At 66.8% G+C, this 23612-nt stretch carries 22 protein-coding genes and 1 pseudogene; 8 read left to right on the top strand and 15 right to left on the bottom strand.

Annotated features, from left to right (window positions below):
• Positions 1-14: 14 nt before the first annotated feature.
• Positions 15-1121 (bottom strand): zinc-binding dehydrogenase, encoded by a 1107-nt coding sequence (locus tag CEX87_RS06565; protein ID WP_064393872.1) that lies wholly within the window; start codon positions 1119-1121, stop codon positions 15-17.
• A 21-nt stretch (positions 1122-1142) separates the two neighbouring features.
• The gene (locus CEX87_RS06560; RefSeq protein WP_416171889.1) at positions 1143-2720 is read right to left on the bottom strand and encodes an acyl-CoA synthetase; all 1578 of its coding nucleotides are present in this window, start codon (positions 2718-2720) and stop codon (positions 1143-1145) included.
• Positions 2721-2821: 101 nt separating this feature from the next.
• Between CEX87_RS06560 and CEX87_RS06555 the strand changes: the two genes are divergently transcribed.
• On the top strand, positions 2822-4750 hold the full coding sequence (locus CEX87_RS06555) for a flavin-containing monooxygenase (RefSeq protein WP_064394174.1): 1929 nt from the start codon (positions 2822-2824) through the stop codon (positions 4748-4750).
• Positions 4747-5634, top strand: coding sequence for an SDR family NAD(P)-dependent oxidoreductase (locus tag CEX87_RS06550; protein WP_094286513.1), 888 nt, complete (start codon positions 4747-4749; stop codon positions 5632-5634). The genes CEX87_RS06555 and CEX87_RS06550 overlap by 4 nt, the downstream gene beginning before the upstream one ends.
• A 76-nt stretch (positions 5635-5710) precedes the next feature.
• On the opposite strand, the gene CEX87_RS06545 is transcribed toward CEX87_RS06550, so the two are convergent.
• Together CEX87_RS06545 and CEX87_RS06540 are read right to left on the bottom strand one after the other, a co-directional pair.
• Complete coding sequence (locus tag CEX87_RS06545; protein ID WP_094286511.1) at positions 5711-6322, bottom strand: Dabb family protein; 612 nt, start codon at positions 6320-6322, stop codon at positions 5711-5713.
• The gene (locus CEX87_RS06540) at positions 6315-6662 is read right to left on the bottom strand and encodes a hypothetical protein (RefSeq protein WP_094286581.1); all 348 of its coding nucleotides are present in this window, start codon (positions 6660-6662) and stop codon (positions 6315-6317) included. The genes CEX87_RS06545 and CEX87_RS06540 overlap by 8 nt, the downstream gene beginning before the upstream one ends.
• A gap of 101 nt (positions 6663-6763) precedes the next feature.
• Here CEX87_RS06540 and CEX87_RS06535 point away from each other — a divergent pair, with 101 nt between their 5' ends.
• Positions 6764-7969, top strand: coding sequence for an NADH:flavin oxidoreductase (locus CEX87_RS06535; RefSeq protein ID WP_094286509.1), 1206 nt, complete (start codon positions 6764-6766; stop codon positions 7967-7969).
• A 9-nt stretch (positions 7970-7978) separates the two neighbouring features.
• Here the strand turns inward: CEX87_RS06535 and CEX87_RS06530 are convergent, their stop codons facing one another.
• The 7 genes from CEX87_RS06530 to CEX87_RS06500 form a co-directional block, all read right to left on the bottom strand.
• Entirely contained in the window at positions 7979-8887 is a 909-nt protein-coding gene (locus CEX87_RS06530) for an alpha/beta hydrolase (protein WP_094286507.1), read from the bottom strand.
• The gene (locus CEX87_RS06525) at positions 8884-9726 is read right to left on the bottom strand and encodes an IclR family transcriptional regulator (RefSeq protein ID WP_094286505.1); all 843 of its coding nucleotides are present in this window, start codon (positions 9724-9726) and stop codon (positions 8884-8886) included. Before CEX87_RS06525 ends, CEX87_RS06530 begins: the two co-directional genes overlap by 4 nt.
• 201 nt (positions 9727-9927) lie before the next feature.
• A complete protein-coding gene (locus CEX87_RS06520) occupies positions 9928-11085 on the bottom strand; it encodes a zinc-binding dehydrogenase (protein WP_094286503.1) in 1158 nt (385 codons plus the stop codon).
• A 36-nt stretch (positions 11086-11121) separates the two neighbouring features.
• Entirely contained in the window at positions 11122-12582 is a 1461-nt protein-coding gene (locus CEX87_RS06515) for an FAD-dependent oxidoreductase (RefSeq protein ID WP_094286501.1), read from the bottom strand.
• Positions 12579-13487, bottom strand: coding sequence for a biphenyl-2,3-diol 1,2-dioxygenase (gene bphC, locus CEX87_RS06510; protein WP_094286499.1), 909 nt, complete (start codon positions 13485-13487; stop codon positions 12579-12581). Before bphC ends, CEX87_RS06515 begins: the two co-directional genes overlap by 4 nt.
• 10 nt (positions 13488-13497) lie before the next feature.
• Positions 13498-14679, bottom strand: a complete 1182-nt coding sequence (locus CEX87_RS06505) for an acyl-CoA dehydrogenase family protein (RefSeq protein WP_094286497.1) — start codon at positions 14677-14679, stop codon at positions 13498-13500.
• A 92-nt stretch (positions 14680-14771) separates the two neighbouring features.
• Positions 14772-15074, bottom strand: coding sequence for a 2Fe-2S iron-sulfur cluster-binding protein (locus tag CEX87_RS06500; protein ID WP_094286579.1), 303 nt, complete (start codon positions 15072-15074; stop codon positions 14772-14774).
• A 130-nt stretch (positions 15075-15204) separates the two neighbouring features.
• On the opposite strand from CEX87_RS06500, the gene CEX87_RS06495 reads away from it, so the two are divergent.
• The 4 genes from CEX87_RS06495 to CEX87_RS06480 are packed head-to-tail and all read left to right on the top strand — an operon-like array spanning position 15205 to position 19035.
• Positions 15205-16821: a flavin-containing monooxygenase gene (locus CEX87_RS06495; protein ID WP_094286495.1), complete on the top strand. Its 1617-nt coding sequence runs from the start codon at positions 15205-15207 to the stop codon at positions 16819-16821.
• A gap of 47 nt (positions 16822-16868) precedes the next feature.
• Complete coding sequence (locus tag CEX87_RS06490; RefSeq protein WP_094286493.1) at positions 16869-17663, top strand: SDR family NAD(P)-dependent oxidoreductase; 795 nt, start codon at positions 16869-16871, stop codon at positions 17661-17663.
• Positions 17664-17665: 2 nt separating this feature from the next.
• Positions 17666-18514, top strand: a complete 849-nt coding sequence (locus CEX87_RS06485) for a TIGR03619 family F420-dependent LLM class oxidoreductase (protein WP_064393859.1) — start codon at positions 17666-17668, stop codon at positions 18512-18514.
• A complete protein-coding gene (locus tag CEX87_RS06480; protein WP_094286491.1) occupies positions 18511-19035 on the top strand; it encodes a nuclear transport factor 2 family protein in 525 nt (174 codons plus the stop codon). Before CEX87_RS06485 ends, CEX87_RS06480 begins: the two co-directional genes overlap by 4 nt.
• 27 nt (positions 19036-19062) lie before the next feature.
• Here CEX87_RS06480 and CEX87_RS06475 read toward each other — a convergent pair whose 3' ends face one another.
• The 4 genes from CEX87_RS06475 to CEX87_RS06460 are packed head-to-tail and all read right to left on the bottom strand — an operon-like array spanning position 19063 to position 23350.
• Positions 19063-20073: a zinc-dependent alcohol dehydrogenase gene (locus CEX87_RS06475; RefSeq protein ID WP_094286489.1), complete on the bottom strand. Its 1011-nt coding sequence runs from the start codon at positions 20071-20073 to the stop codon at positions 19063-19065.
• A gap of 36 nt (positions 20074-20109) precedes the next feature.
• Complete coding sequence (locus CEX87_RS06470; RefSeq protein WP_094286487.1) at positions 20110-20859, bottom strand: SDR family NAD(P)-dependent oxidoreductase; 750 nt, start codon at positions 20857-20859, stop codon at positions 20110-20112.
• Positions 20856-22100 carry an alkyl sulfatase dimerization domain-containing protein gene (locus tag CEX87_RS06465; RefSeq protein WP_094286485.1) on the bottom strand — a complete coding sequence of 415 codons (1245 nt, stop codon included), beginning with the start codon at positions 22098-22100 and terminating at the stop codon, positions 20856-20858. The genes CEX87_RS06470 and CEX87_RS06465 overlap by 4 nt, the downstream gene beginning before the upstream one ends.
• Positions 22097-23350 carry a sulfotransferase family protein gene (locus tag CEX87_RS06460; protein ID WP_094286483.1) on the bottom strand — a complete coding sequence of 418 codons (1254 nt, stop codon included), beginning with the start codon at positions 23348-23350 and terminating at the stop codon, positions 22097-22099. The genes CEX87_RS06465 and CEX87_RS06460 overlap by 4 nt, the downstream gene beginning before the upstream one ends.
• 50 nt (positions 23351-23400) lie before the next feature.
• Here CEX87_RS06460 and CEX87_RS27950 point away from each other — a divergent pair.
• Positions 23401-23598 (top strand): annotated as a pseudogene (locus CEX87_RS27950) (helix-turn-helix domain-containing protein); the annotation flags it as partial.
• Positions 23599-23612 lie beyond the last annotated feature (14 nt).

Raw genomic sequence — 23612 nt, 5'->3', positions numbered from 1 at the left:
GGATCTCCTTGGGATCAGGGAATGATGCTGGCGCGGACGTCGCGCTTGTGCTCGGCGGCGGCGAACGCCTCGTTGATGTCGTCGAGCGGATACTGCGCTGCAGCCAACCGGTGCAGGGGGAGGGCGTCCTGGTGTTGTTCGAGGAAGGTCAGCGCCCGCGACAGTACGGGCGGTTCGTACAGCGAGACCCCGACCATCGTCTTGTTGGCGAAAACGAAACGTGACGGGTCGAATTCGAAGGTCTTGCCGATGTTGATGTTTCCGATCTCGACGTAACGGCCGAACTGGCCCAGCATCTTGAGCCCCTCGTCGATGGCGGACGGGTGGCCGACCACCTCGACCACGACGTCGGCGCCGTAACCGTCGGTCAGGTCGCGGATGATCTTCGCGCGGTCCTTCACCGTGGCGGCCGTGTTGATGTCGATCACCGCGTCGGCGCCGAAGGCGGTTGCCAGCTCGAGCCGTTCGGCCACCCCGTCGATGGCGATGACCCGACCGGCGCCGCGGGCCTTGGCGACCGCGACCGCGTACAGCCCCAGTGCGCCGGCGCCCTGCACGACGACGGTCTCGCCGAGTTGCTGGTCAACGCGCTCGAGGCCGTACATCACCTGGGACAGCGCACAGTTGGCGCCCGACGCGATGTCGTCGCTGACCCGGTCGGGCACGGTATACACGACCGCCCCGGCGGGCAGCAGGAAGTAGTCGGCGTAGCCGCCGACGAAGTAGGGCGGCGCGTCGGCGCGTCCGAGCATGGCCATCGCGAGGTTCAGGCACGCGTTGCGCCTGCCCGCCAGGCAGTTTCGGCACCGGTGGCAGGAAAAGAAGTAGGGGAACACCACCCGGCTGCCCTTCGCCAGCGGTGCTCCGTTCGAGTCCGCTGTGACCCCGTCACCGAGTTCGGATACCGCGCCGACCATTTCGTGACCGAGCACCGTCGGAAGTTGTCCACCCAGGCCGCGGGTGGCGAAGGTGCCGTGCCACGCGTGTAGGTCCGATCCGCAGATGTTGGTCCTGGTGACCTTGATCAGGATCTCGCCGGGGCCGACCTCGGCCAGGTTCACGGTCTCGATCTCGAATGGCTTTCCGGGCGCGTCGAAGCGCGCGATACGTCCTGTGAACAACAGACAGTTCCCTTCGGTGGCTCAGCGGCTCAGCGGTTCGGCCGCGAAGCGTTCGCGCAGTTGACGTTTCAGCAGCTTGCCGCTCGGATTCTTCGGCAGTGCGTCGACGAAGTGGACGTGCTTGGGGGTCTTGAACCCGGCCAGATGCTGCCGGCAATGCGCGATCAGGTCATCCTCGGTCAGGTTGGCGCCCTCGCGGGACACCACCGCGGCGACCACGGTCTCGACCCACGTCGGATGGGGAAGGCCGAAGACGGCGACCTCCTGAACCCCGTTGTGCCGGTAGAGGACTTCCTCGACCTCGCGGCTGGCAACGTTCTCGCCACCCGTCTTGATCATGTCCTTCTTGCGGTCGACCACGTGTAGCAGGCCGTGTTCGTCGTAGTAACCGAGATCGCCGGAGTGGAACCAACCGCCGCGGAACGCCTCCGCCGTCTTGGCCGGGTCGTCGAGATAGCCGAGCATCAGATGGGGGCTGCGGTGGGCGATCTCACCCACCACGCCGGGGGCGACCGGGGCGTCGTCCTCGTCGAGGATCGTCGTCTCGACGTTGACCACCGGGCGTCCCGCCGAACCGGCGTGGGTGTCCTGCTCGTCGGGTCCGAGCGCGGACGCCAGCGGTGCCAACTCGGTCTGGCCGTAGAAGTTCCACAACCTGAGGTTCGGCAGCCGGTCGCGGATCTCGGCGAGGATCTCGATCGGCATCGCCGAAGCGCCGTAGTAGCCCTTGCGCAGGCTCGACAGATCGACCTCGTCGAACACCGGACAACGCAACAGGCTGATCCAGACCGTCGGAGGCGCGAAGTAGTTGGTCACCCCGTAGCGGGCGATCGTGCGCAGCACCGTTTCGGGATCGGGCCCGGGCAGGATGATGCTGGTCGCACCGAGATAGATGTCGGTGGCCAGGAAGTTGTCCAGCTGCGCGCAGTGATACAGCGGCAGCGAATGGATTTCGACGTCGTCGCCGGCCATCGAACCGGCGACGATGGTGCTGACGTACTGCCACATCAGGCTGCGGCTCGTGTGCATCGCGCCCTTGGGCCGCGACTCCGTGCCGCTGGTGTACATCAACCGCACCAGCTGGTCGTCGTCGATGCGGGGATTCGGCGAGGGGGCCGCGGTGGACAGCCACTGCGCGAAGTCGTCCCAGCCCGGCGGAACGCTCTGTCCGGTCCGGACGATCGCGGCCCTGGTGCGAACCGCTCCGTCGATGCGCATGGCGTCCTGCGCGACGCCTGTCAGCTCGGCTTCGACGATGAAGCCCTCTGCCTTGCTGTGGCCGAGGATGTAGGCGATCTCCTCGGCCGTCAGCATGAAGTTGACCGGCACCAACACCACCGCTGCGCGGGCGGTGGCGAAGGCGAGCACCGCATACTGCCAACAGTTGCGCGCCAGCAGCGCCACCCGGTCACCGGGACGGAAGCCGTTGTCCTGCAACGCCGCCGCGGCCCGGTCCACGAGCTGGTCGAACTCGGCGAACGTCAACACCGTGTCGCCATCGATGATCGCGGTCTTGTCGGGTTGCCTGCGGGCCGAGCGGCGTGGGATGTCGCCCAGAGTGTGGCTGCGTGCCTGCTCGACCACCGCATCCAGATCCATGGCGGGCAGCGTAAGCATGTCTGGCGTGGGGCGAGGACCGATGTCCCGCTCAGTAGGCAGGGCACTGCCCGGTCGGCCGTGCTGCGCCGATACTTGTGCCCGTGACTGCAGACGCTCGAGCAATACCGTCGCCGCACGCCGCGGACGTCGACCGCGATGAACTGAGGGCGAACCTCGCTCAGGCGGACCCCGGCGTCCTGGTCGCGGTGCTGGCGCAGCTGACGGGTGACCCGTCGGTGCTCGACCGGTTCGGGCCCAAGATCACGCACATCCCCGATCCGCCCGAGCGCGCAGGCGTCACCGACGCCGACACCATGGCGGCGCTTGTCGATGCGGTCGTCTCGGCGCTGTCCTCGCCGCGGGCCGAAGGGGCGATGGCCGCCGACGATATCGATCTGTTCACCCGCGCGCTGCCGGTGGCGCTCGGCTCCGACGTCGACGACGAGTTCGTTCCGCTCCTGCTCGAGCAGGGCGGTTTTCACCTCTCCCAGCCGACGTTGCCGCGCACCGTGCCGATCCCGCCGACGACGAATGTCGCGATCGTCGGCGCGGGCATCGCGGGCATCATCACCGCGCTGGCCGCAGCCGACGCCGGGGTGCGGTATCAGATCTTCGACCGCAACGACGAGGTCGGCGGCACCTGGTTGACGACGAAGTATCCCGGTATCGGTGTCGACACGCCGTCGGCGTACTACTCGCTGTCGCGGGAGGTCAACCCCGACTGGTCGAGCTACTACCCGCAGGGCGCGGAATACCAGAACTACCTGGTGTCGCTCGCCGACAGGCACGGACTGCGTGAGCACACCCGGTTCGGCACCGAGGTCGAGGCGCTGTGGTGGGACGACGCGCGAAACCAGTGGCAGATCCACGCGGTCGACCGCGACGGGAACCGCGACGTCAGCTACGCCCGAGTGGTCGTCACCGCCGCCGGCTATCTCAACCGGCCACGGTTTCCCGATGTTGCCGGCCGAGAATCGTTCGAGGGCACCAGTATTCACTCGGCGCTGTGGGATCCTTCGCTGGACCTCACCGGTAAGCGGGTCGCCGTTATCGGCGCGGGATGCACGGCCGTACAGATCGTCGACGCGTGTGTGGACGAGGTCGAACACCTGACCGTTTTCCAACGGCAACCGCACTGGGTGGCTCCGCGAAAGCGGTTGTCCGACGATGTCCCCGAATTCCGGCGGTTCCTCGGACGGCACGTGCCGTATTACGCGAACTGGCACCGGCTGAAGTCCTATTGGGCGACGGCCGACAACAACTATCCCGTCATCCTGCGCGACCCCGAGTGGGCGAAGGACCATTTGTCGATCTCGCAAGCCAACGACGTCCTGCTGCAGATGTGCTTGGAGTACATCAACGAGACGTTCGGCGAGGGATCGGAATTGGCGAAGAAGGTCACCCCCGACTTCGCGCCGTACGGTAAGCGCATCATTCGCGACCCGGGCGGCTACTACGCAGCGCTGACGCGGGAGCACGTCGACATGGAGGCGAGCGAACCGGCCGCCGTCAACGCCGCAGGCATCGTCACAGAAGACGGGCGGCAGATCGATCTCGACGTGATCATCTACGCCACCGGCTATCACCTCGACTTCCTGTCCACGGTCGACATCCGCGGTCGCGACGGCAGGACACTGCGCGAGGAGTGGGGCGACAGTCCCCGCGCGTACCGCGGCGGCACGGTGCCGGGCTTCCCGAACCTGTTCATCACCTCGGCGCCCAACTACAGCCCGGGCCACGGTGCGGGCGCCAACTTCTCGATGGAGGTGCTCGCGCACTACATCGTTGAGTGTCTGCAACTGCTCGCGCTGCGCGATGCCGACACCATCGAGGTGACGCGGGAGGCCTACGACGATTACGTCGCGCAGATCGACGAGGCGATGTCGCGGACGGTGTGGTGCCACACCCCGAACGCGCACACCTACTACCGTTCGGCATCCGGTCGCGTGGTCGTCGCGACGCCGTACCGCCTGGTCGACATCTGGCACCAGCATCGCGCGCCCGTCGAAGAACACTTCGTGATCCGATGACCGGCCTGCTCGCAGGCAAGACGGCGCTGGTCACCGGCAGTAGCCGAGGCATCGGACGCGCTGTGGCGCAACGCCTTTCCGCCGAGGGCGCGACTGTGGTGGTCACCGCGCGATCGTTCGAGCCGTCGGCGTCGATACGCGGCGGTGCGGCGACGGCCCTGCCGGGGACGATCGCCGAGACCGTCGAGCTGATCGAGGGGGCGGGCGGCACCGCGATCGGCATCGCCGCCGACCTCGAAGACCCCGACCAACGGGGCGGGTTGGTCGACGAGGTGGTCGAACGCGCGGGTGGGCTGGACATTCTCGTCAACAACGCGGGTTTCGCCGATTATGCCTGCGTCGAGGACATGGGCCTGGACACCTTCGACCGCACCGTCGAGCACTATCTGCGCACGCCGTTCGTGCTGACCAAGGCCGCCGTGCCCCACATGCGGGAACGGGGTGCAGGCTGGATCGTCAACATCGGGTCGGTGACGGGCGTCGCCCCGGTGCGGCCGTACCGCGAGTACAACAAGTCGTCGGGTGACGTCGTCTATGCTTCCTGCAAGGCGGCCCTGCACCGTTTCACGCAGGGGGTGGCTGCCGAGTTGGTCGACGCGAACATCGCGGTGAACTGTGTCGGTCCTTCCACTGCCATCCGCACTCCCGGTGCGGCACAACTCATCCCGGACAGCTTCCCCACCGAACCGGTGGAGTACCTCGCCGAGACCGTACTCTCGATGTGTCACCGGCCTGCCGCCGAGCGCACCGGCCTGGTCGCGTTCAGCCTGCACTATCCGTGGTCGCAGGGACTGACCGTGCACTCTCTCGATGGCGTCACCGAGTTGCCGCCCTTGGAGCCTCCCGCGACGGCCAACCCAAACATCCTGCCGGCCGGTCTTTAGCGCGATTTCTGCGGGAGGGTCGCGGATCGCGCGATTTCACAGCCCTGCTGCAGAACTCGACGCATAAGCCGCCAGGTCACTCCATGCTGCAGAAGCTGTGGCAGACCCGGTCGCGGACGATCACGTCGGGACACTCGGGGTCGAACCACCGGTCGACGTACGCCCAGTGAATCGGATGCATGAGGTACGGACCGGTCAGACCGTCGAGGTCGCGGAACTCCTGCTCGAAGACGTGGGTCCACGGTGAGGCGCCGACGGCCGAGTCGACGCGACTGAGTTGCCAAGTGCCGATCGAGGTGACGTAGCGGGGGAGCAGCCGCAGATCGTCCTCGAACCGCGCCACCGTGGCGTCGTCGGTGTCCGGTTGCACGCGAAGCAGCAGCGTCCGGTACACAGTGGCCGAGACGTCGCGGGCAACGCTCGCGTCGCCGGTGTAGGTGGCGCCGTTGACGCGGTTGACCTCGGGACAGTCGAACACCGCATCGAAAGACGTTGCCGCCGAGGACCACTCGTTGGCTTCGCGGAACCGCAGGTGCACGAGGATATCGCCGCCGTTGCGCACGCCCGGCAGCGTCGGCTGCACCAGGGCGTGGGCCGCGCCGCTGACCGCCGCGGCTCCGCGCAGCTCCTTCAGCAGACGCTCGCGTCCCGCTTCGGCGGCGTCGATCAGGCGGATGACGCTATACATCGCACAATCCGTCGACATCGCCCGCGGCGGCGGCAACGTTACGGGTGCGCTCGACAACCAGGTCGGCCACGCCATCCCACCACGGCCCGAGTGTGGCGTCAGGCCTGCCCTTCCACGTCATCTCCCACCACGCCTGGGGACTCGGCAGCGACCACGTCACGGTGATCACGTTGGACCGGTCGTCGAACCATATCGGCGGGCTGACGAGCACGTCGCGAAGCGTCATGCCACGATCCCGCGCACCCGGCGCGTACTCGGTCAGGTACGTGTCGACGAATCGCCGTGCGCATCCCGGCCGGGTGACGACCCGGTCGATGACGAACACCTCACCGTCGGCCATGATCCGCACACTAGGGCGACGGCGATCGTGGTGAGGATGACGCTCCCGGCCATCGGGATGACACCGTTGACCGCGACCGTTCCGCGGAGCACGGTGGGCCGATGACCGTTGAGACGCTGGAGCCGTTCGCGCCGGCCCGGCTCGGTCCCGTGAAGCTGCGCAACCGGGTCATCAAGGCCGCGACGTCGGAGGGCCGCTCGCCGGACGGCTTGGTCACCGACGACCTGATCGACTTCCACGTCGCGTTCGCCAAGGGCGGCGTGGGAATGACGACGGTGGCGTACTGCTGCGTCTCCAAGGAGGGCGCCAGCGCGCCTGGTCAGATCGTGATGAGCCCGGCGGCGCTGCCCGGACTGCGCAGGCTCACCGACGCGGTGCACGCGGCAGGCGCGGCGATCTCGGCGCAGCTCGGCCACGCCGGTGTCGTCGCTCCGAAGAAGTTGACCGGGGTCACCGCGGTCGCCCCGAGCCGCTTCGTCAACCCCACCTCCTTCGCCTACTGTCGCGAGATCACGCGCGACGAGATCCGCGCGGTGATCGAACAATTCGCGGCGGCGGCGCAGGTGGCCATCGACGCCGGCTTCGACGCCGTTGAATTGCACTTCGGCCATCTCTACCTACCGAGTTCGTTCCTCAGCGCGCGGATCAACCGGCGCAAGGACCAGTACGGCGGTTCCATTGACAACCGGTCGCGGTTGGTCCGCGAAATCGCGACCCGGGTCAAAGACGTCGTGAAGGACCAGATCGCCGTCATCGCCAAACTCGACATGGACGACGGTCTGCCCGGCAGCATCTGGATCGACGAGGCCCTGCGGACCGCGCAGCTGCTCGACGCCGACTCCACGCTGGACGCCATCGAACTCACTCAGGGGTCATCGGTCCACAAACCGATGTACCTGTTCCGGGGCGACGTTCCGGTCAAGGAATTCGCCGAGGTGATGCCCTCCGCGCTGCGGCCTGGCGTACGCCTGGCGGGCAAGCGGGTCATGGGCAGTTATCCGTACCGCGATCTCTACATGCTCGACGCGGCGCGGCAGTTCGTGCACGTCATCGGCAACACCAAACTGATTCTGCTGGGCGGCATCACGAACTACGACCACCTCCAGACCGGGCTGCGCGAGGGCTTCGACTTCATGGCGATGGGCAGAGCGCTGCTCCGCGAACCCGACCTGGTGAACGCGATGACCGCCGATCACGACACCCGTAGCCGCTGCAACCACAACAACAAATGCATGGTCACGGTGTTCGGCCGGACACACTGCGTGCTCGACCCACACCAGCGCTACGGGCCGGTCACCAAGGCCTAGTAGCAAGCCTCACAACAACTTCGCGAGCTCTTGGCTGGCCTGACGCCGCGCCTGGTGGGCGATGTCGAGCATCGGCATCGTCATGAATCCGTGGATCCCGCCGTCGAACGTGCACCGCGCCACGGTGACACCGGCGTTTTCCAACGCATCGGCATACGCGATACCCTCGTCGCGCAGCGGATCGTGACCGGCGATCACCACCACCGCCGGCGGCAGTCCGTCGAGGTGCGCCTGCAGCGGCGACGCATACGGGTGGATGCGGTCGACGGGGGAGGGCACGTACTGGTCCCAGTACCACTGCAACGCGGGACGCGGGTTGTAGAAACCCTTGCCGTACAAGCGGTATGACTCGGTTTCGAAGTCCGCGGCGATCATCGGGTAGATCAGCAATTGGGCGGACAGTGCAGGCCCACCGCGGTCGCGTGCCATCAGCGTGGTGACCGCCGCGAGGTTGCCGCCTGCGCTGTCGCCCGCGACCCCCAGTCGGTCCGGGTCGCCACCGAGTTCCGCGGCGTGCTCGGCCGCCCAGCACGTCGCGGCGTACACATCCTCCGCGGCGGCGGGCCAAGGATGCGCGGGCGCGAGCCGGTAGTCGACCGAGATCACCACCGCGGTGAGGAGATTAGCCAGGTTGCGGCACAGCCCGTCATGGCTGTCGAGGTCGCAGAACACGAACCCTCCGCCGTGGGCGTACACCACCACCGGCAGCGCGACATCCGACGCCGGTCGGTAGATCCGAACCGGGACATCGTCTGCAACGGTGACGTCGTCGACCGACTCGACGGCCTCGGGCTGTGCGGGAGGCACGAAGCGCGATCGGATCGTCTCTCGTGCCTGCGCGCCGGTCATGGTGTGCACCGGCGGGAAGCCGGTGTCCAGCGCCTCGATCAGGTCGGCGATCTGCGGATCGAGCGTCACGCGTACTGCAGCACCGGTTCGCGGGGGGCCGTGGGCCGCGGAGCGGGCATGTTCCGCAGCGGCCGGGCCTGCTGCAGCGTCGGCGCCACCCGCCGCGGGCCGTCCTCGGCGTTTCGCCACACCGCCATGGCCGTCATCCGCACCGGCGCGACGAGACGCTGGTCGAACATCATGCGGTTCATCGGGCCGCACACCGACACGGCCGCCACGGCCTCGCCCTGACCGCCGATCGGCGCTGCGACACAACCGAATCCGGTTAGGGCCTCTTCACGGTCGAACGCGATGCCATGCGAGCGCGCTTTGGCGAGTTCGGCGCGCAGATGGGCGGGCGATGCGATGGAGTACTTGGTGCGCCGGCTCGTCAGGTCGATGGCGTCGTAGTCCAGGTCACCCACGGACGCCAGCATCGCCTTACCCAAGGCCGAACAGTGAGCGGGGTGACGCCCTCCGACGCGGCTGGGTATGGCTGCGCCCAACCCGCCACCGACCTTCTCCAGGTACACGACGTCGGTGCCGTCGAGGACGGCCAGGTGCACGACGAGGCCGGTGGCGCGGTGCAGATCGTGCAGCAGAGGCACCGCGGCGCGGTGCAGGCGGTCCTGGTGCACTGCGAGCGAACCCAACTCGACCAGCCGCATGCCCAACTCGTAGTCGCGCCCGTTGCGTCGTAGCCAGCGCAGCTGGACGAGACGCTCCAGCATGCGGTGTGCCGACGAGCGGGGGAGCCCGGTGCGGCGAACGATCTGCGCGAGTGTCAGTCGGCCCGGGCCGTCGAAGGCGTCAAGAACCAGCGATACGCGGTCGAGGACGGCGCTGGGTGTTTCGACAGTCGTTGTCATGTGGCCTCCGAAGAGTGACCTGCGACAGGCAGGCGGTATTTCTAATAGGAATATGCCTATTTGTAGCACGTCGCTGTGCGGGGTGTCACACGATCGACGCAATTTACTTTCGATCACGTCAACGACCTGCGGCGTCGGGCCTCGAGTCGGCGTGTCTCTCACGGGTTGATCCCACGCACCGGGTGCGTGGGATCAACCCGCTTAGGGCGAAACGGCGTCGCTCTGCGGGTCGATCAGGATCTTGGCGTGCGCTTCGGCCGTGCCCAGGACCTCGAAGGCGCGGGCCACGCCGCCCAGGCCCACCGTGCCCGTGGCGAGTGCGGAGGCGTCCACCTTGCCGTCGGCGAGCAGGTGCAGCGTGTCGCGGAACTCCAGCGGCGTGTAGCCGAACACGAACCGCAGGTCGATGTCCTTGCCGTTCGCCACCGCAGGACGGAAGTGGTCGGTGCCCATACACACGCCGACCACGACGACCCGCGACTGCACGGGCGCCGCCCGCACGATGCCGTCGATGATCCCGGGCACGCCGACGCATTCAAAGACCACCGGCCGCTTCGGCGACGCTGCGCCCACCTTGTCGGCGATCCGGTACAGATGCGACCAGCCGGGCACGCGGCGCAGCTTCTCCATCGAGCCGACGGCGAGTTCGAACAGCTGCTGCGCCTCGGTGATGGTCCGGGACTCGCCGGCGGCCGTGTAGGGAGAGTCGACGGCGGGATCGACGACGACATCGGCCCCGCAGCGCGACGCCATCTCGCGACGGGTCGCGGAGAAGTCGCTCGCCACGATGGTCTGCACGCCGAGCGATCTGAGATGGCAGATCACCGCGAGACCGACCGGGCCACAACCGATCACGATCGCGACGTCTCGCTTGCCAATCTGGCTGCGGCGCACGGCATGCAGCGCCACCGCCATTGGTTCGGTCAGCGCGGCGATGTCGAGGTCGAGCCCGTTGGGGACGACGAAGCTCATCGAGGCTTCGGCGAGGACGTGCTCGGCGTACGCGCCGGGCGCCAGCGGCGACAGCCCGGTCATGTGCACGCCGCCTGCCGCCCGAACCATGGGAAACGACACCACGGGAGCTCCGGCCCTGAACTCCTTGGGCGCACCGGGGCCGCGCTCGGCCACTTCGCCGACGAACTCGTGGCCCAACACGACCGGCGTGTCCTGGCGCATGAAGTCCGGATAACCGACTTCATCCATCACGTCGGTCAACTCGTCGGCGTGGTCCTTGGCGTGTAGGTCGGATCCACAGATACCGCAGCGACGCACCTCGAGCACCAACTGCCCGCGGGAGGGTGCGGGGGACGGGAGGTCGACGACGGACAGGGTGCCACGTTCACAGCTGACGGCCTTCATGCGTCCATCGTGTACCACGCGGACGAGGGTCGGGAACTAGGCGGCCGCCGCGCTGCGTCCCGCCCGTCGGCCGTAGAAACTGCCGTCGCCCAACGAGATCCCGCTCGCGTAACCCCATGCGGCCAGGCCCGCGGTGCAGCGGCCCGCGGCGAACAGACCGGGGATGGGCTCGCCGCTGACGTGCAGAACCTCCGCGTCGAGCGACGTCAGGAGCCCGCCAAGGGTGAATCCGCCGGTGCTCTCGCGCAGGTCGATCGCGCCAACCGGCGTGCCGATCGGTCGCAACCACTGCGGCTTTTTGTGCAGCAGCGGATCCTCGCCCGCGGCGGCGCCGGCGTTGTAGGCGGAGACGGTCGCCTGAAGCGATCCCGTCGGCAGACCCATCTCGGATTCGAGTTCGGCGACGGTCTCGCACACCCAGGTCGGTGGGCGAAGCATCAGCTGCGGCGACAGCGAGGCCATCGCCTCCTCCTGGGACTTCTCGTCGATGATCAGGAACGCCGTGTTGTCCTGGTGATACAAGGTCAGCTGCCCGACCCTGCCGGGATAGGTGTCCTCGGCGACGTAGCGCTGACCGCGGCCGTTGACGAGGATGCTCCGCACCAGCTGCTGCGGATCGATGAAGATGGCCACCTCGGTAGCGTCCATGTGGGCGAGGTCGGCGCCCAGTGCCTGCGCCATCCGGATCGCCTGACCGTCGTGCTGCTCGATGGCGGCGGCGGGTCGGCCGGCGATGCGCGGCGCGTACTGAGCGACCATGGCCTCGTTGTAGGCGAAGCTGCCCATCGCCAGCACCACTCCGCGACGCGCCCGCACGGCGATCTCTTCGCCGTACCGGCGCGCGTACACACCGACCACCCGGCCGTCGGACTCGACGACCAACCGTTGCACACGAACGTCGTAGATCGCCCGCGCCCCGGCCGCGGTGGCCGTCTCCACGAGCGGCTTCATCAGCATGTAGCCGGCGCTCGCCTCGCCCTGCTTCTTGTTCGACATCTGCGGGACGTGTCCGCGCGGCGCGGGCGTCGCAATCGTGTTGAACGGGTAGGAGTTCTCCCCGCCGCTGTACATCAGCCCCTGATCGCCCATCGGCTCCCAGCCGGGCTCGCCGAAGAACTCCGGCTTGAACTGAACGCCGCAGCCGACGAGCCAGTCGAAATGCTCGAGGCTGCCGTCGCAGTAGTCGGCGATGCGCTTCTCGTCGGCCCCCGGTCCCATAGCGACGTTGAGGTACGCCGCCATGTTCGCGACGGAGTCGTCGAAACCACAAGCCTTTTGGATGGGTGTTCCGCCGCCCAGGTAGATGAACCCGCCGGCCATCGACGCCGCGCCGCCCCACGAACCGGTGCGTTCGAGGACCAGGGCGTCAGCACCGGCGCGTGCGGCTTCCACCGCCGCGGCCGCCCCGGCGATGCCGAAGCCGGCGATGACGACGTCGGCCTCCTCGTCCCACTGCGCGATGTCGGCCGCGGAGAGGGGAGTGATATCGCCGCTCACGGGCGCATCGCCGCAGGCAGGTCGGACACCCACTCGTGGCCCCAGTAGCTGTCGGCGGTGATTTCCTCTGCGGTGTAATACGTTTCGTCCACCCGCATACCGTCGGTGCCGAACTCGATGTCCCAGTCGCCGGGCGCGCGCACATAGAACGACACCATCTTGTCGTTGGTGTGCCTGCCCAGCGTGGAGGACAGCTGGAAACCGTCCTTGTTCACCCGGTCGAGAGCCTGCCCGACCGCATCGAGGCTGTCGACCTCCACCATCAGGTGGATCAGGCCCGGGTCACGCAACGTCATCGCGGGACAGATCGCCAGGCTGTGATGGCGCGCGTTGATCCCGAGGAACCGCACCCGCAGCGGCCCGAACTCCGGCGGCGTCGGAACGCGAAACGCGCCGCGCGACTTGAATCCCAGGACCTCGGTGTAGAACTGAAACAGGCCGGGCACGTCGAGGGCCGGCAGCACGACGTGACCCAACCCCTGATCGCCGGTGACGAACCGGGCGCCGTACGGCGTCACCACCGGGCTGTGGTCGAGCACCGCGCCGTGGAAGACCTCGGTGGAGGTCCCCGCGGGATCGTCGAACGCGATCACCTCCTCGACGCGACGAGCGTCGGCCTCCTCGAGAGAAAGTTCCTTGACCGCCACGCCTGCGCCGTCGAGGGCCGCCTTCACGCGCGTCAACGCCGCATGGTCGCGGACCTCCCACCCGACGGTGACGATCTTGTCGACGTCGCCGGGCACCACGATGATGCGCGCGGCACGTTCGTCCATCCGCAGATACAGCGCATCGTCCTCGGGGCCGGAGCCCTCTGCGAAGCCGAGCACCTTGAACGCGAAGTGGCGCCAGCGGTCGATGTCGGTGGTCTGAACCTTGACGTATCCGAGGCTCTTGAGATCGCTCATAGTGCCCTTTCTAGATCATCGCCCGCAGCGGACCCTGCGGATCCACGCCGAGCGAGCTCAGCGCCGACGCGTGAAACACCGTGCCGGGCACGTGGATCGCGTGCAGCTGGCCGACGTGCACGTCGCGCCAGTACCGCTGCAGCGGCTTGTCCATGCGCGCGGCGTTGCCGCCCGAGCGGGCGAAGATCTCGTCGACGGCGGACACCGCGCGCCACACCGCGCGGATCTGGGTGCGACGGCCGGCGGCCCGGTCCTCGAAGCTGACCTCCTTTCCCGCGGCGACCATGTCGTAGATGCGGTCGGCGTTGGCCAGCAGTTCCTGGCGTGCGGCGTTGATGTCGGCGGCCGCCTCGCCGATCGCGTACATGACGTACGGGTCGTCCTTGATCGCAACGCCACTGGAGTTCACGCGCTCACGCTGGTAGTCCAGGTGCGCGGCCAGCGCGCCCTCGGCGATGCCGATCGTGGCGGCGGAGATGCCGAGCGGGAACATCGTCGACCACGGCATCAGGTACAGCGGCTCGGTCATGCCTGCCTCGCGCTGCGCGGTGCCGTCCATCACCTTCATCGCGTCCATCGTCCGGTACTCCGGCACGAAGGCATCCTTGACGATGACGTCCTTGGAACCGGTGCCGCGCAGTCCGACCACGTCCCACGAGTCCTCGACGATCTCGTAGTCCGGTCGCGGAAGAATCATGTGCAGCATCTGCGGTGGCATCAGCGGTTTGCCCTCCGCATCGCCGATCATCGCGCCGAGGATGATCCAGTCGCACGCGTCGGTTCCCGAGCTGAACTGCCAGCGCCCGTTGAAGATGTAGCCGCCGTCGACGGGCTTGGCCACACCCTGCGGCGCGTACGGCGAAGCCATCCAGGTGTCGATGTCGTCGGCCCACACCTCCTCGCCGACGCGAGGATCGGCGTAGGCGAGCTGATAGGGGTGCACGCCAACCACGCCGTTGATCCAGCCGGCCGCGGGGTCCAGCGCGGCGGTGGCCATCACGGTCTCGGCGAATTCGCGCGGGTGGGCCTCGTAGCCGCCGTGCTTCTTGGGCTGCAGCAGGCGGATGGACCCGGCAGCCTTCATCGACTTGACCGTGGCGTCGGTCAACCGTCCGATGTTTTCGGCCTCGACGCCCTGATCCTTGAACTGCTCGGCCATTTGCATCACCCGGTCGAGTACGCGCTCACTCATGCTGATGTCCTCACTATCGGCTGCACTTGATGGTCTACCGCACCAGACGCGCGAACGGGATCAAATCCCGGTCAGCGGGCGGCGTTTCCGGCTCAGTACTCGACGTGCAGATCGTCGCTGACCGGTCGGGCCTGACAACCGAGGATCAGGCCCTCGGCCAGGTCGTCGGGCTCGAGGATTTCGCAGGTGGCCATGTGGACCTCGCCGGAGACCACGGTCGCGACGCATGAGCCGCAGTGACCCTCCCGGCACGAGTGCGGAGGATCGATACCGGCGTCGAGCATCGCGTCGACCAGTGTCCTGTCGCGCGGCCAGCGGAGGTGGTGCCGGCTACCGTCCAGTTCGACGCAAACGGTGGCATCGACCCGCGTTCCGCAGGCGTCGGTCTGTGACATGCGCTGATCTTCACCGTCCGCGGTATTCGGGTCGACCGGTCCTTCCAATGGGCGGAACGGTCCCCGCTCTTTCGCCCGGTCATCGGGAAACTCCGGCGGTGGCGGGTCCACGACGACCTACCGTGGCTGCGTGGGTATCTCCGAGGAGCGGTCAAGCGTGGACGCGGTGGTGGTCGGCGCCGGCTTCGCCGGGTTGTACGCGTTGCACCGGCTGCGGTCGCAGGGCCTGTCGGTGCGCGTGTTCGAGGCGGCGCCGGAGATCGGGGGGACCTGGTACTACAACCGCTACCCGGGAGCGCGCTGCGACGTCGAGAGCGTCGACTACTGCTACTCGTTCGATCCGCAGCTCGAGCAGGAATGGGACTGGTCGGAGAAGTACGCGACGCAGGCCGAGATCCTGCGCTACCTGAACTGGGTCGCCGACAGACTGAACCTGCGCGACGGCATCACGTTCAACACCCGGGTCACCTCGGCCGTGGTCGACGAGGACAACCTGCGTTGGACGGTGTCGACTGACACGGGTGAGGTCGTCATCGCGCGGTTTTGCGTGATGGCGACCGGTCCGCTGTCGGCGGCGTTGACGCCGGACTTTCCGGGCCTGGACGGTTACGCGGGGGAGCTGTACCACACGGCGCACTGGCCGCACGAGTCCGTCGACTTCACCGGCAAGCGGGTCGCGGTGATCGGGACGGGTTCGTCGGGCATCCAGTCCATACCGGTGATCGCCGAACAGGCCGATCGGCTCTACGTTTTCCAACGGACGCCGAATTACAGTGTGCCCGCGGGCAATCGGCCGTTGACCGACGAGGACCGCGCCCAGGTCAAGGCGACCTACGCCGAACGCCGCCGACTGTCATGGCGCAGCGGCGGCGGCTCACCGCACATCGCCCATCCGAAGCTGACGATGGAGGCCACGCCCGAGGAGCGCCGCGACGCGTTCGAGAAGCGCTGGGAACTCGGGGGTGTGCTGTTCTCGAAGACGTTCAGCGATCAGATGATCGATATGGCCGCCAACGAGGAAGCGCGCAAGTTTTACGAAGAGAAGATTCGTGCGGTGATCGACGACCCCGAAGTCGCCGAGCTTCTCATCCCGAACGACCATCCCATCGGGACGAAACGAATCTGCACCGACACCAACTACTTTCAAACCTTCAACCAACCGCACGTGAGCCTGGTCAGCGTGCGTAAGACACCGATCGTGTCGATCGATGCCGACGGCATCAACACCACCGACGCCCATTACGACGTCGACGTTATCGTGCTCGCCACCGGGTTCGACGCGATGACCGGTGCGCTGGCCAAGATCGACATCGTCGGCCGCGGCGCGCAGAGGCTGCGCGACGACTGGGCGGATGGTCCGCGCACCTACCTCGGGCTGGGCGTCGACGGCTTCCCCAACCTGTTCCTCGTCTCGGGGCCAGGTGCGCCCGCGGTGCTCGCCAACATGGTGCTGCACGCCGAGGCGAACGTGAACTGGATTGCCGACGCCATCTCCTATCTCGACGGGCACGGCTACACCGCGATCGAAGCCACCGACGAGGCCGTCGACAACTGGATCGCCGAGTGCAACCGGCGCGCGGAGGCGACGCTGTTCCCGAGGGCCAACTCCTGGTACATGGGCGCCAACGTGCCGGGTAAACCACGCGGATTCATGTTGTTCATCGGCGGTTTCGGCGCTTACCTGGATATCTGTACCGAGGTGGCCGCGGCGGGTTACAAGGGTTTCCGGCTGCTGGCGGCGTCCTGACGTGCTGCGTTGGGACAAGTTCAATCCGACCCCGATAGGACGACGACATGGTTGATGTGAGTAGGTACGGACCGTGGGCGGTAATCGCCGGGGGGTCAGAGGGGGTCGGCGCGGAATTTGCGTGGCTGCTCGCGAAGTCCGGGATCAACCTGGTGCTGATCGCGCGCAAGCCCGGCCCGCTCGAAGAGACCGCGCAGCGCTGCCGAGCCCTCGGCGTGGACGTGCGGAACCTGTCGGTCGATCTCCTCGACCCGCAAGCGGTCGCGCGTATCACCGAAGCGACCGCCGACCTCGAGGTTGGGCTGCTGATCTACAACGCCGGAGCCAGCACCTGCAACGAACCTTTCCTCGACGCTGATCTCGGTGACTTCCAGAACGTCATCGATCTCAACGTCACGCGCATGCTCGGCCTGGTACAGCACTATGGACGGTCGATGGTGGATCGGCGCCGTGGAGGGATCCTGATCGTCGGGTCGCTCTCGGGATACATGGGGGCATGGCGCCATACCATCTACGCGGGCGCCAAGGCGTTCTCGCGAGTATTCGCCGAGAGCCTGTGGTTGGAACTGCGAGAACACGACGTCGATGTTCTCGAGTTGGTGCTGGGGGTGACGCGAACCCCGGCGATGGCCCGGGTGGGATTGAACTTCGATGCGCCGGGGATTCTCGTCAACGAGCCGGCCGAGGTGGCCGCCGAAGGTCTCGCGCGACTTTCTGACGGTCCAGTTTGGGTGGCCGGCGGGAACGCTGCGCGAGCTGAGGCCAACAGTGCCCCCGATCGCGCTCGGGTTGTACTCGAGTCACACGAGATGATCAAAGCATTGACCGCGGGTGCACACTGACTGTGCGGCTTGGGCTCTCGACGCCCGTCGTCGTGCAAGTCCCCGGCGTCGCGGCGCCGTGGGAAGCCGACGCAGGCATCGATGACCTGGCGATGATCGCCACCGCCGCCGACCGGCTCGGTTTCGACTACCTCACCTGTTCCGAACATGTGGCGATCCCGTCCGCCGATGCCGCCACCCGCGGCGCGGTGTACTGGGACCCGTTGGCCACTCTCGGATATCTGGCTGCACACACCCAACGGATTCGGCTGGCTACCTCGGTGCTCGTCCTCGGCTACCACCACCCGTTGGAAATCGCCAAGCGCTACGGCACGCTTGACGTGGTCACCGGTGGCCGTCTTGTGCTCGGCGTGGGAATCGGCTCCCTGACAGAGGAATTCGCGTTGATCGGCGCCGCATGGGAACACCGCGCCGCACGCGCGGACGATGCGATTCGCGCGCTGCGCGCCTCACTGTCCACCTCGACGCCGCAGTATCACGGGCAGTTCTACGACTACCAAGGCGTTACGGTGCTGCCGCACACTCAGCAACGACGAGTACCGATCTGGGTGGGTGGTCGCAGCATGGGCTCTCTGCGCCGAGCCGTTGAGCTTGCCGACGGTTGGATGCCTTTCGGGCTGACATACGACGCGGTCCGCGACATGCTCACCAAGGTGCAGTTGTCCGAGGGGTTCGAGGTGCTGCTACCGACGTCGGTCGACCCCGAATCCGACCCGAAGCGTACGCGGTCGCTCTTGTCGAAGTTGCGCGACGCCGGAGCTACCGCGATCACGTGCACGGTCCGGTCGGCCAGCGCGCGACACTATTGTGACCAGTTGGCACGACTGCGCGACTTGGAGGACAGCACGTGACCGATCCGGAAATTCTGGCGCGCTTGCAGCGGCTCGAAGACGAGCACGCAATTGCGAAAATCATCGCTTCCTACGGCCCCTCTGTCGATGCCGGTAATGCCGACAATGCCTCGAAGCTATGGGCTCTCGACGGCACCTACGATGTCGAGGGCTGGCAGATGAACGGTCGACGGGATGTGCGCGCGATGGTGAAGTCACGCTCACACCAGGAGCTGGTCGCCCGCGGCTGTTGCCATTTTCTCGGCCCCGCAGTGGTGTCCGTCAACGGCGACTCCGCCGTCGCGGTGTGTGAATCGCTGGTGCTGCTGCGAGACAGCGACGATGAGAAGGCATATCGCGTCTGGCGGGCAACAGCGAACCACTTCGCGCTCGCGCGAGTCGCAGGGGAATGGCAGATCACCAGCCGCACCAGCCGGGTGCTCGACGGACACCCGTACGCCCATGCGGTGCTCGACGCGGGCCTGGCCGGTGAACCTGCCCCGGCCGCGCCAATCGCCGCCGACACAGAGGATCTCGCATGAGGCCAACGCTTTCGTACCGTTGACAGCTCAACTCAATGTGATGACGACCTTGTCCGCCATACCCGGGGTGGCCACACAGCGCAGAGCCTCCTCGAAATCGTTGAAGTCAAACGTGTGACTGATGATCACGCGGTACTTCTCCCAGTTCTCGACGATGTCCTTGGTCACCTCGAAGATCTCATCCGGGTAGCCCATCGACCCGACAATGGTCAGCTCGTTGCTCATGACGTTCATCATGTCCACGCTGACGGGTTCTTTGTGAACGGCGACGACACCGAGCTTGGAGCCGCGTTGCGCCACGGCCATGACCGAGTCGATCACCGCGGGCACCCCCGCGGCGTCGAGGAAGATGTTCGTGCCCGCCCTATCGGGCCACATCGAATCACCGGGGCCGTGCAGCTCGATCAGCCGGGCGGACAGGTCCTCGGCTGCGGAGTTGATGACGGCGTCAGCGCCGACCTTCAACGCCTTGTCCAGACGATCTGGCAGAATATCCACCACCACAACGTGTTTCACACCCCGCGACTTGAGTGTGATGGTGGCGCCCAGACCGATCGGGCCCGCTCCGAAGATCACCACCTGGTCGCCGCGCCGCGGCGCCACCTGGTTGACGGCGTGTTGCGCCACCGCCATGGGCTCGTTGAGGGCCGCGACCTCATACGGGATGTGATGGGGGATGACATCCAGGCTGTGGCCGCGGACCGCATCCTTGATCAGCAGATAGTCGGCCAGCGCACCGGTGGACCCGCCGTTGCCGATGATGTCGTCGGGAACGGCCATCGGGTTGATTACGACGCGGTCGCCGGCGTTGATATCGCGCACATTGGCGCCGACCTCGACCACCTCGCCAGCCGGTTCGTGGCCGATCGGCATACTGCCCTGTCGCGGCGGCAGGCCGCCCATCGAGATGTAGAGGCTGTCGGACCCGCAGATGCCGCATGCCCGAATCCTGACCAGCACATCGTCTGGTCCGACCGAAGGCTGTGGCACCTCACGGATCTCGGTCTTTGCGGGAGCGGTGATGATGGCTGCTCGCATTTGTGCGTGTTCCCTCCTGTCGGTGTCGTCGGCCGTTCAGAGCACGCTGTAGCCGCCGTCGACGACGACCGCCGACCCGGTGCTATAGGACGCACTGGCGCTGCACAGGTACAGGATCGGGCTCGCGATTTCTTCCGGCCGGGCGAACCGGCCGAGTGGGATGTGATCGATCTGTTCCTGTTTGAGCTCTGGGACATAGTCCATTGGCGCGGTCATGCGGGTGGCAACGACTCCGGGGACGACGGCGTTGATTCGGATACCGTCTGATGCCCATCGGACCGCGAGGTTGCGAGTCAGAGAGAGCAGGCCCGCTTTTGCCGAGCCGTATCCGGGTACGACCGGTACTGCACGTATCGCGGCCATCGAGCCCAGCATCACCACACTTGCGCCTCCGTCGGCCTTCGACGCCTTGAGCGCGCCGTGGAGCCGTTCGGTAAATCGGAACGGTGCCAACAGGTTGAGCTCGACCGACGCGGTGAAACCTTCCACGGTGGCTTCGTCGAGCCCGCCGGGAAAGTTGGCGCCGGCGTTGTTGACGAGAATGTCGAGCGCTGTGAACGATTCGGCAAGCGCATCGAGGTCGGCGGCGTCGGTCAGGGTCAGCTGCCGGTACTCCAGTCCCGACAGATCGACGTCGTAGTCCTCGGGTCGGGCTCGAGTGCCGGTGACGGTCACTCGGGCTCCGCTGTCGCGCAGGAGCGACGCCGTGGCGTGGCCGATGCCGCTCGTGCCTCCGGTGACCAGCGCCGTCGCGCCCGTGAAGTCGAACGACACACGGCCGGTCATGACAGCGCCGCGATCGACCTACGCAGCCAGGCCGATTCCCAGAAATTGGTACTGGCGTGCAGGAGAGCGTCGTGCGCGGTGATCAACAAGTGCTTGGCCTCCGTGTCGTCGGGTTCGGCTCGGCTGACGATCTCGGCCAGCCGGATCGCGCGGACGGGTTCGCCGGCGTCAAAAAGGGCACGCGCGCGCCCGAGAACCGCTGCGGTACCGGCGAGTTCGAGGAGGTCGGCCTCGGCCCGGTCCGGATCCTCGGCATAGAGTTCGGTGGTGGATCGGTGATGGAACCAGCCGGCGTAGTTCTCCCAGATCGCGCGGACGTTCCACCGCACCATCCCGTAGCCCTGACCGACCTCGAGTTCCGTGGGAAGCTCCACCTCGCGCATCAGCGTGTGCACATCCTTGCCGGCGTTCATGCCGTCGACCGTCTTGTCGTGGATATAGGTCACCGCGTCGCGCAGGCGGGTCAGTTCCCACTCGATGCGGTCCTTCCCGACGATGGGACCGAAGTGCCCGGTCAGCAGTGTGTGCGGACCAAGGGCGCGGACCCGGTCGATGGATTCGACGACGGTCAGTGCGTCGCGGTAGCGATCACCGCGCATGGTGACCAAATTCGGGATGTGCCCGAACAGGGCGCCGAACACATTGCCGCACAGGCATACACCTTCGTTGGACAGCCACACTACGAGGCTGTCGGTGGTTTCACCACCGGGCGTGGCGTATAGCTCCAGGCGGCGACCGCCGAGTTCGATGACGAGTTCGTCGTCGAACGTGAGCGTGGGAACCGGCACACTCTGGGGCGGAACCGTGCCGAACCGCGCGGTTGTGCGATCGATGGTGTCCATCACCTTCTCGACCCACGCGAAGCCGGAGTTCTGCGCGCGAAACGGCGCCAGCAGTTCGTTGTCGCGCCGCCACGTCTCCCAGTTCGCTTGTGCGACGATCTCGCTGGCAGGGTCGGCGACGGTATCGAGGCCGCCGACGTGGTCGACGTGTCCCTGCGTGAGGATGACGTAGCGGACCGGCGAGTTGTCGACCGCGTCGTAGTTGGCGCGGTGCACCGGACCCTCGAAGCCCATGCCCGTGTTGAGCACGATGCGGCCTTCGTCGGTCGTCAGCATGTACGAGTTCGACAGTCCTGGCGACAGCCAGATCCCCGGACTGACCTCTTCGGCGGGCGCACCCGCGCCGACGATGTCGTCGGCTCCCGGCCGGCTCCGGTAGATCGGCTCGTAGGCGGTCATGCTTCTGGCCGCACCTCGAAACGGTCGAAGTAGAACCCAAAGCGCGAACGGACCTCGTCAGGCGACCGTCCGAAATGACCCTCGAGGTCGTACCGCAGCAGCCCGTGCTTGCCGCGCGGGTTGTCGTCCAGGTAACCGCGAAACGCCGCTCGCGTGTCTGACGTCAACGGCGTTTTGTTGGCGGCATAGATCTGCTCGAGGATCGCCATCTCGTTGCCGTTGAGCTGATGGAAGGAGATGTCCATGCTCTGCTCAGGGCCGACCAGCCCGCGGTCGCGCACGCATGCCCGCAACAGGCGCTCGATCCGGTCGATCCAGTACTCCACGAGGCCTTCGGGCTCAATCGCGTTGCGGCGCACGCGGTCTCCGTAGGCGAGCATCGTGACGGCCGACTGGATCACGGCGACGGGATCACGGTGGGTGAAAGCGACCGTGGCGTCGGGGAAGGTGCGGATCAGGGGCCCGAGTTGCTCGCAGTGCTGGGGCGACTTGAGCACCCACTGCCGAGGACCGCGCAGGAACGTCAACGCCTTGAGGATCGTCCGTAGGTAGCCGTAGTGCTGGTCCTGATCCAGAGTGAGATAGAAGTCGCGCCACCGCGGCACCCGGGCGTGCCATTCCAGCACGTAGCTGGCGAAGTCGAGGTCGAGGAGTTCGACCTCCTCCTCGATCGCCTGTGGGAACCGGTCGTGCATCGCCTGGACCAGTGGAGTCATCACCGTCGCGGACTCGTGTTCGGCAACGCTGCGGGCGAACCGCGGATCCACGCCGTTGACGTCGGGACCCTCACCGCGCAGCGGGAACGGCTCCTGGCTCTCCCAATACGGCAGCGCGCGCCGCCGGGTGTCCGCCGCGATGAGGTTCACCAGATGCGTTGTCCCCGAACGGGGGAGGCCCACGACGATGATGGGGCGCTCGATTTCGATGTCGTGGATCTCGGGATATCGGCGGAGCAGATCGGTCAGCAGCAGTCGCTGAGACAGCAGCCGCACGATCCGGTTGTGCAGGATCAGGCGGTTGAGATTGGTGTTGCCGGCGTCGGCATCGGCGGCGGCGGCATACACCTCGAGCCGTAGCCGAAAGTCGTTGTGCCCGAAATCTTCCAGCCCGGTCTTCTCGATCGCCTCATCGAGTAGCGTTTCGGGATCGAGGTCCACGGTCAGCCCGTCGAGATAGCCGAGGATCTCACGCTGCTCGTGGCTGAGCACCGGGGCCGTGAGGTCGTCGATGGGCACTGCAACGCCCGGCATCAGGCCTCCGTATAGCGGGTAACGAGTATTCGACGTAAGCTGCCGAATATATGAACGCCAAGGTAGGACGCTCGTCGCGTGCGGGTCAAGACCCCTCTCCACCGACCCGACGTGTCATCGATGTGGTCGAGCTACTGGCGCGTCCGTCCGCGAGGCCCTGGACATTGGCCGAAATATGCCGTGAGCTGGGCATCAGTCGATCGACCGGGCACGCCATCCTGGCCACCTTGTCCGCGGGCGGCTGGGTGCGGCGTGACCCGCT

This window comes from Mycobacterium lehmannii (genome assembly GCF_002245535.1).
Taxonomy (GTDB): domain Bacteria; phylum Actinomycetota; class Actinomycetes; order Mycobacteriales; family Mycobacteriaceae; genus Mycobacterium; species Mycobacterium lehmannii.
This window is presented reverse-complemented; position numbering and strand designations above follow the sequence as displayed.

Bases quoted from the DNA above. Each gene is read 5' to 3' on its own strand.
- CEX87_RS06520 (WP_094286503.1), bottom strand. From the start codon at position 11,085: ATGAAGGCCGTCAGCTGTGAACGTGGCACCCTGTCCGTCGTCGACCTC.
- CEX87_RS06505 (WP_094286497.1), bottom strand. From the start codon at position 14,679: ATGAGTGAGCGCGTACTCGACCGGGTGATGCAAATGGCCGAGCAGTTC.
- CEX87_RS06475 (WP_094286489.1), bottom strand. From the start codon at position 20,073: ATGCGAGCAGCCATCATCACCGCTCCCGCAAAGACCGAGATCCGTGAG.
- CEX87_RS06490 (WP_094286493.1), top strand. From the start codon at position 16,869: ATGGTTGATGTGAGTAGGTACGGACCGTGGGCGGTAATCGCCGGGGGG.
- CEX87_RS06540 (WP_094286581.1), bottom strand. From the start codon at position 6,662: ATGGCCGACGGTGAGGTGTTCGTCATCGACCGGGTCGTCACCCGGCCG.
- CEX87_RS06535 (WP_094286509.1), top strand. From the start codon at position 6,764: ATGACCGTTGAGACGCTGGAGCCGTTCGCGCCGGCCCGGCTCGGTCCC.
- CEX87_RS06460 (WP_094286483.1), bottom strand. From the start codon at position 23,350: ATGCCGGGCGTTGCAGTGCCCATCGACGACCTCACGGCCCCGGTGCTC.
- CEX87_RS06465 (WP_094286485.1), bottom strand. From the start codon at position 22,100: ATGACCGCCTACGAGCCGATCTACCGGAGCCGGCCGGGAGCCGACGAC.
- bphC (WP_094286499.1), bottom strand. From the start codon at position 13,487: ATGAGCGATCTCAAGAGCCTCGGATACGTCAAGGTTCAGACCACCGAC.
- CEX87_RS06470 (WP_094286487.1), bottom strand. From the start codon at position 20,859: ATGACCGGCCGTGTGTCGTTCGACTTCACGGGCGCGACGGCGCTGGTC.
- CEX87_RS06545 (WP_094286511.1), bottom strand. From the start codon at position 6,322: ATGTATAGCGTCATCCGCCTGATCGACGCCGCCGAAGCGGGACGCGAG.
- CEX87_RS06525 (WP_094286505.1), bottom strand. From the start codon at position 9,726: ATGACAACGACTGTCGAAACACCCAGCGCCGTCCTCGACCGCGTATCG.
- CEX87_RS06500 (WP_094286579.1), bottom strand. From the start codon at position 15,074: ATGTCACAGACCGACGCCTGCGGAACGCGGGTCGATGCCACCGTTTGC.
- CEX87_RS06560 (WP_416171889.1), bottom strand. From the start codon at position 2,720: ATGGATCTGGATGCGGTGGTCGAGCAGGCACGCAGCCACACTCTGGGC.
- CEX87_RS06550 (WP_094286513.1), top strand. From the start codon at position 4,747: ATGACCGGCCTGCTCGCAGGCAAGACGGCGCTGGTCACCGGCAGTAGC.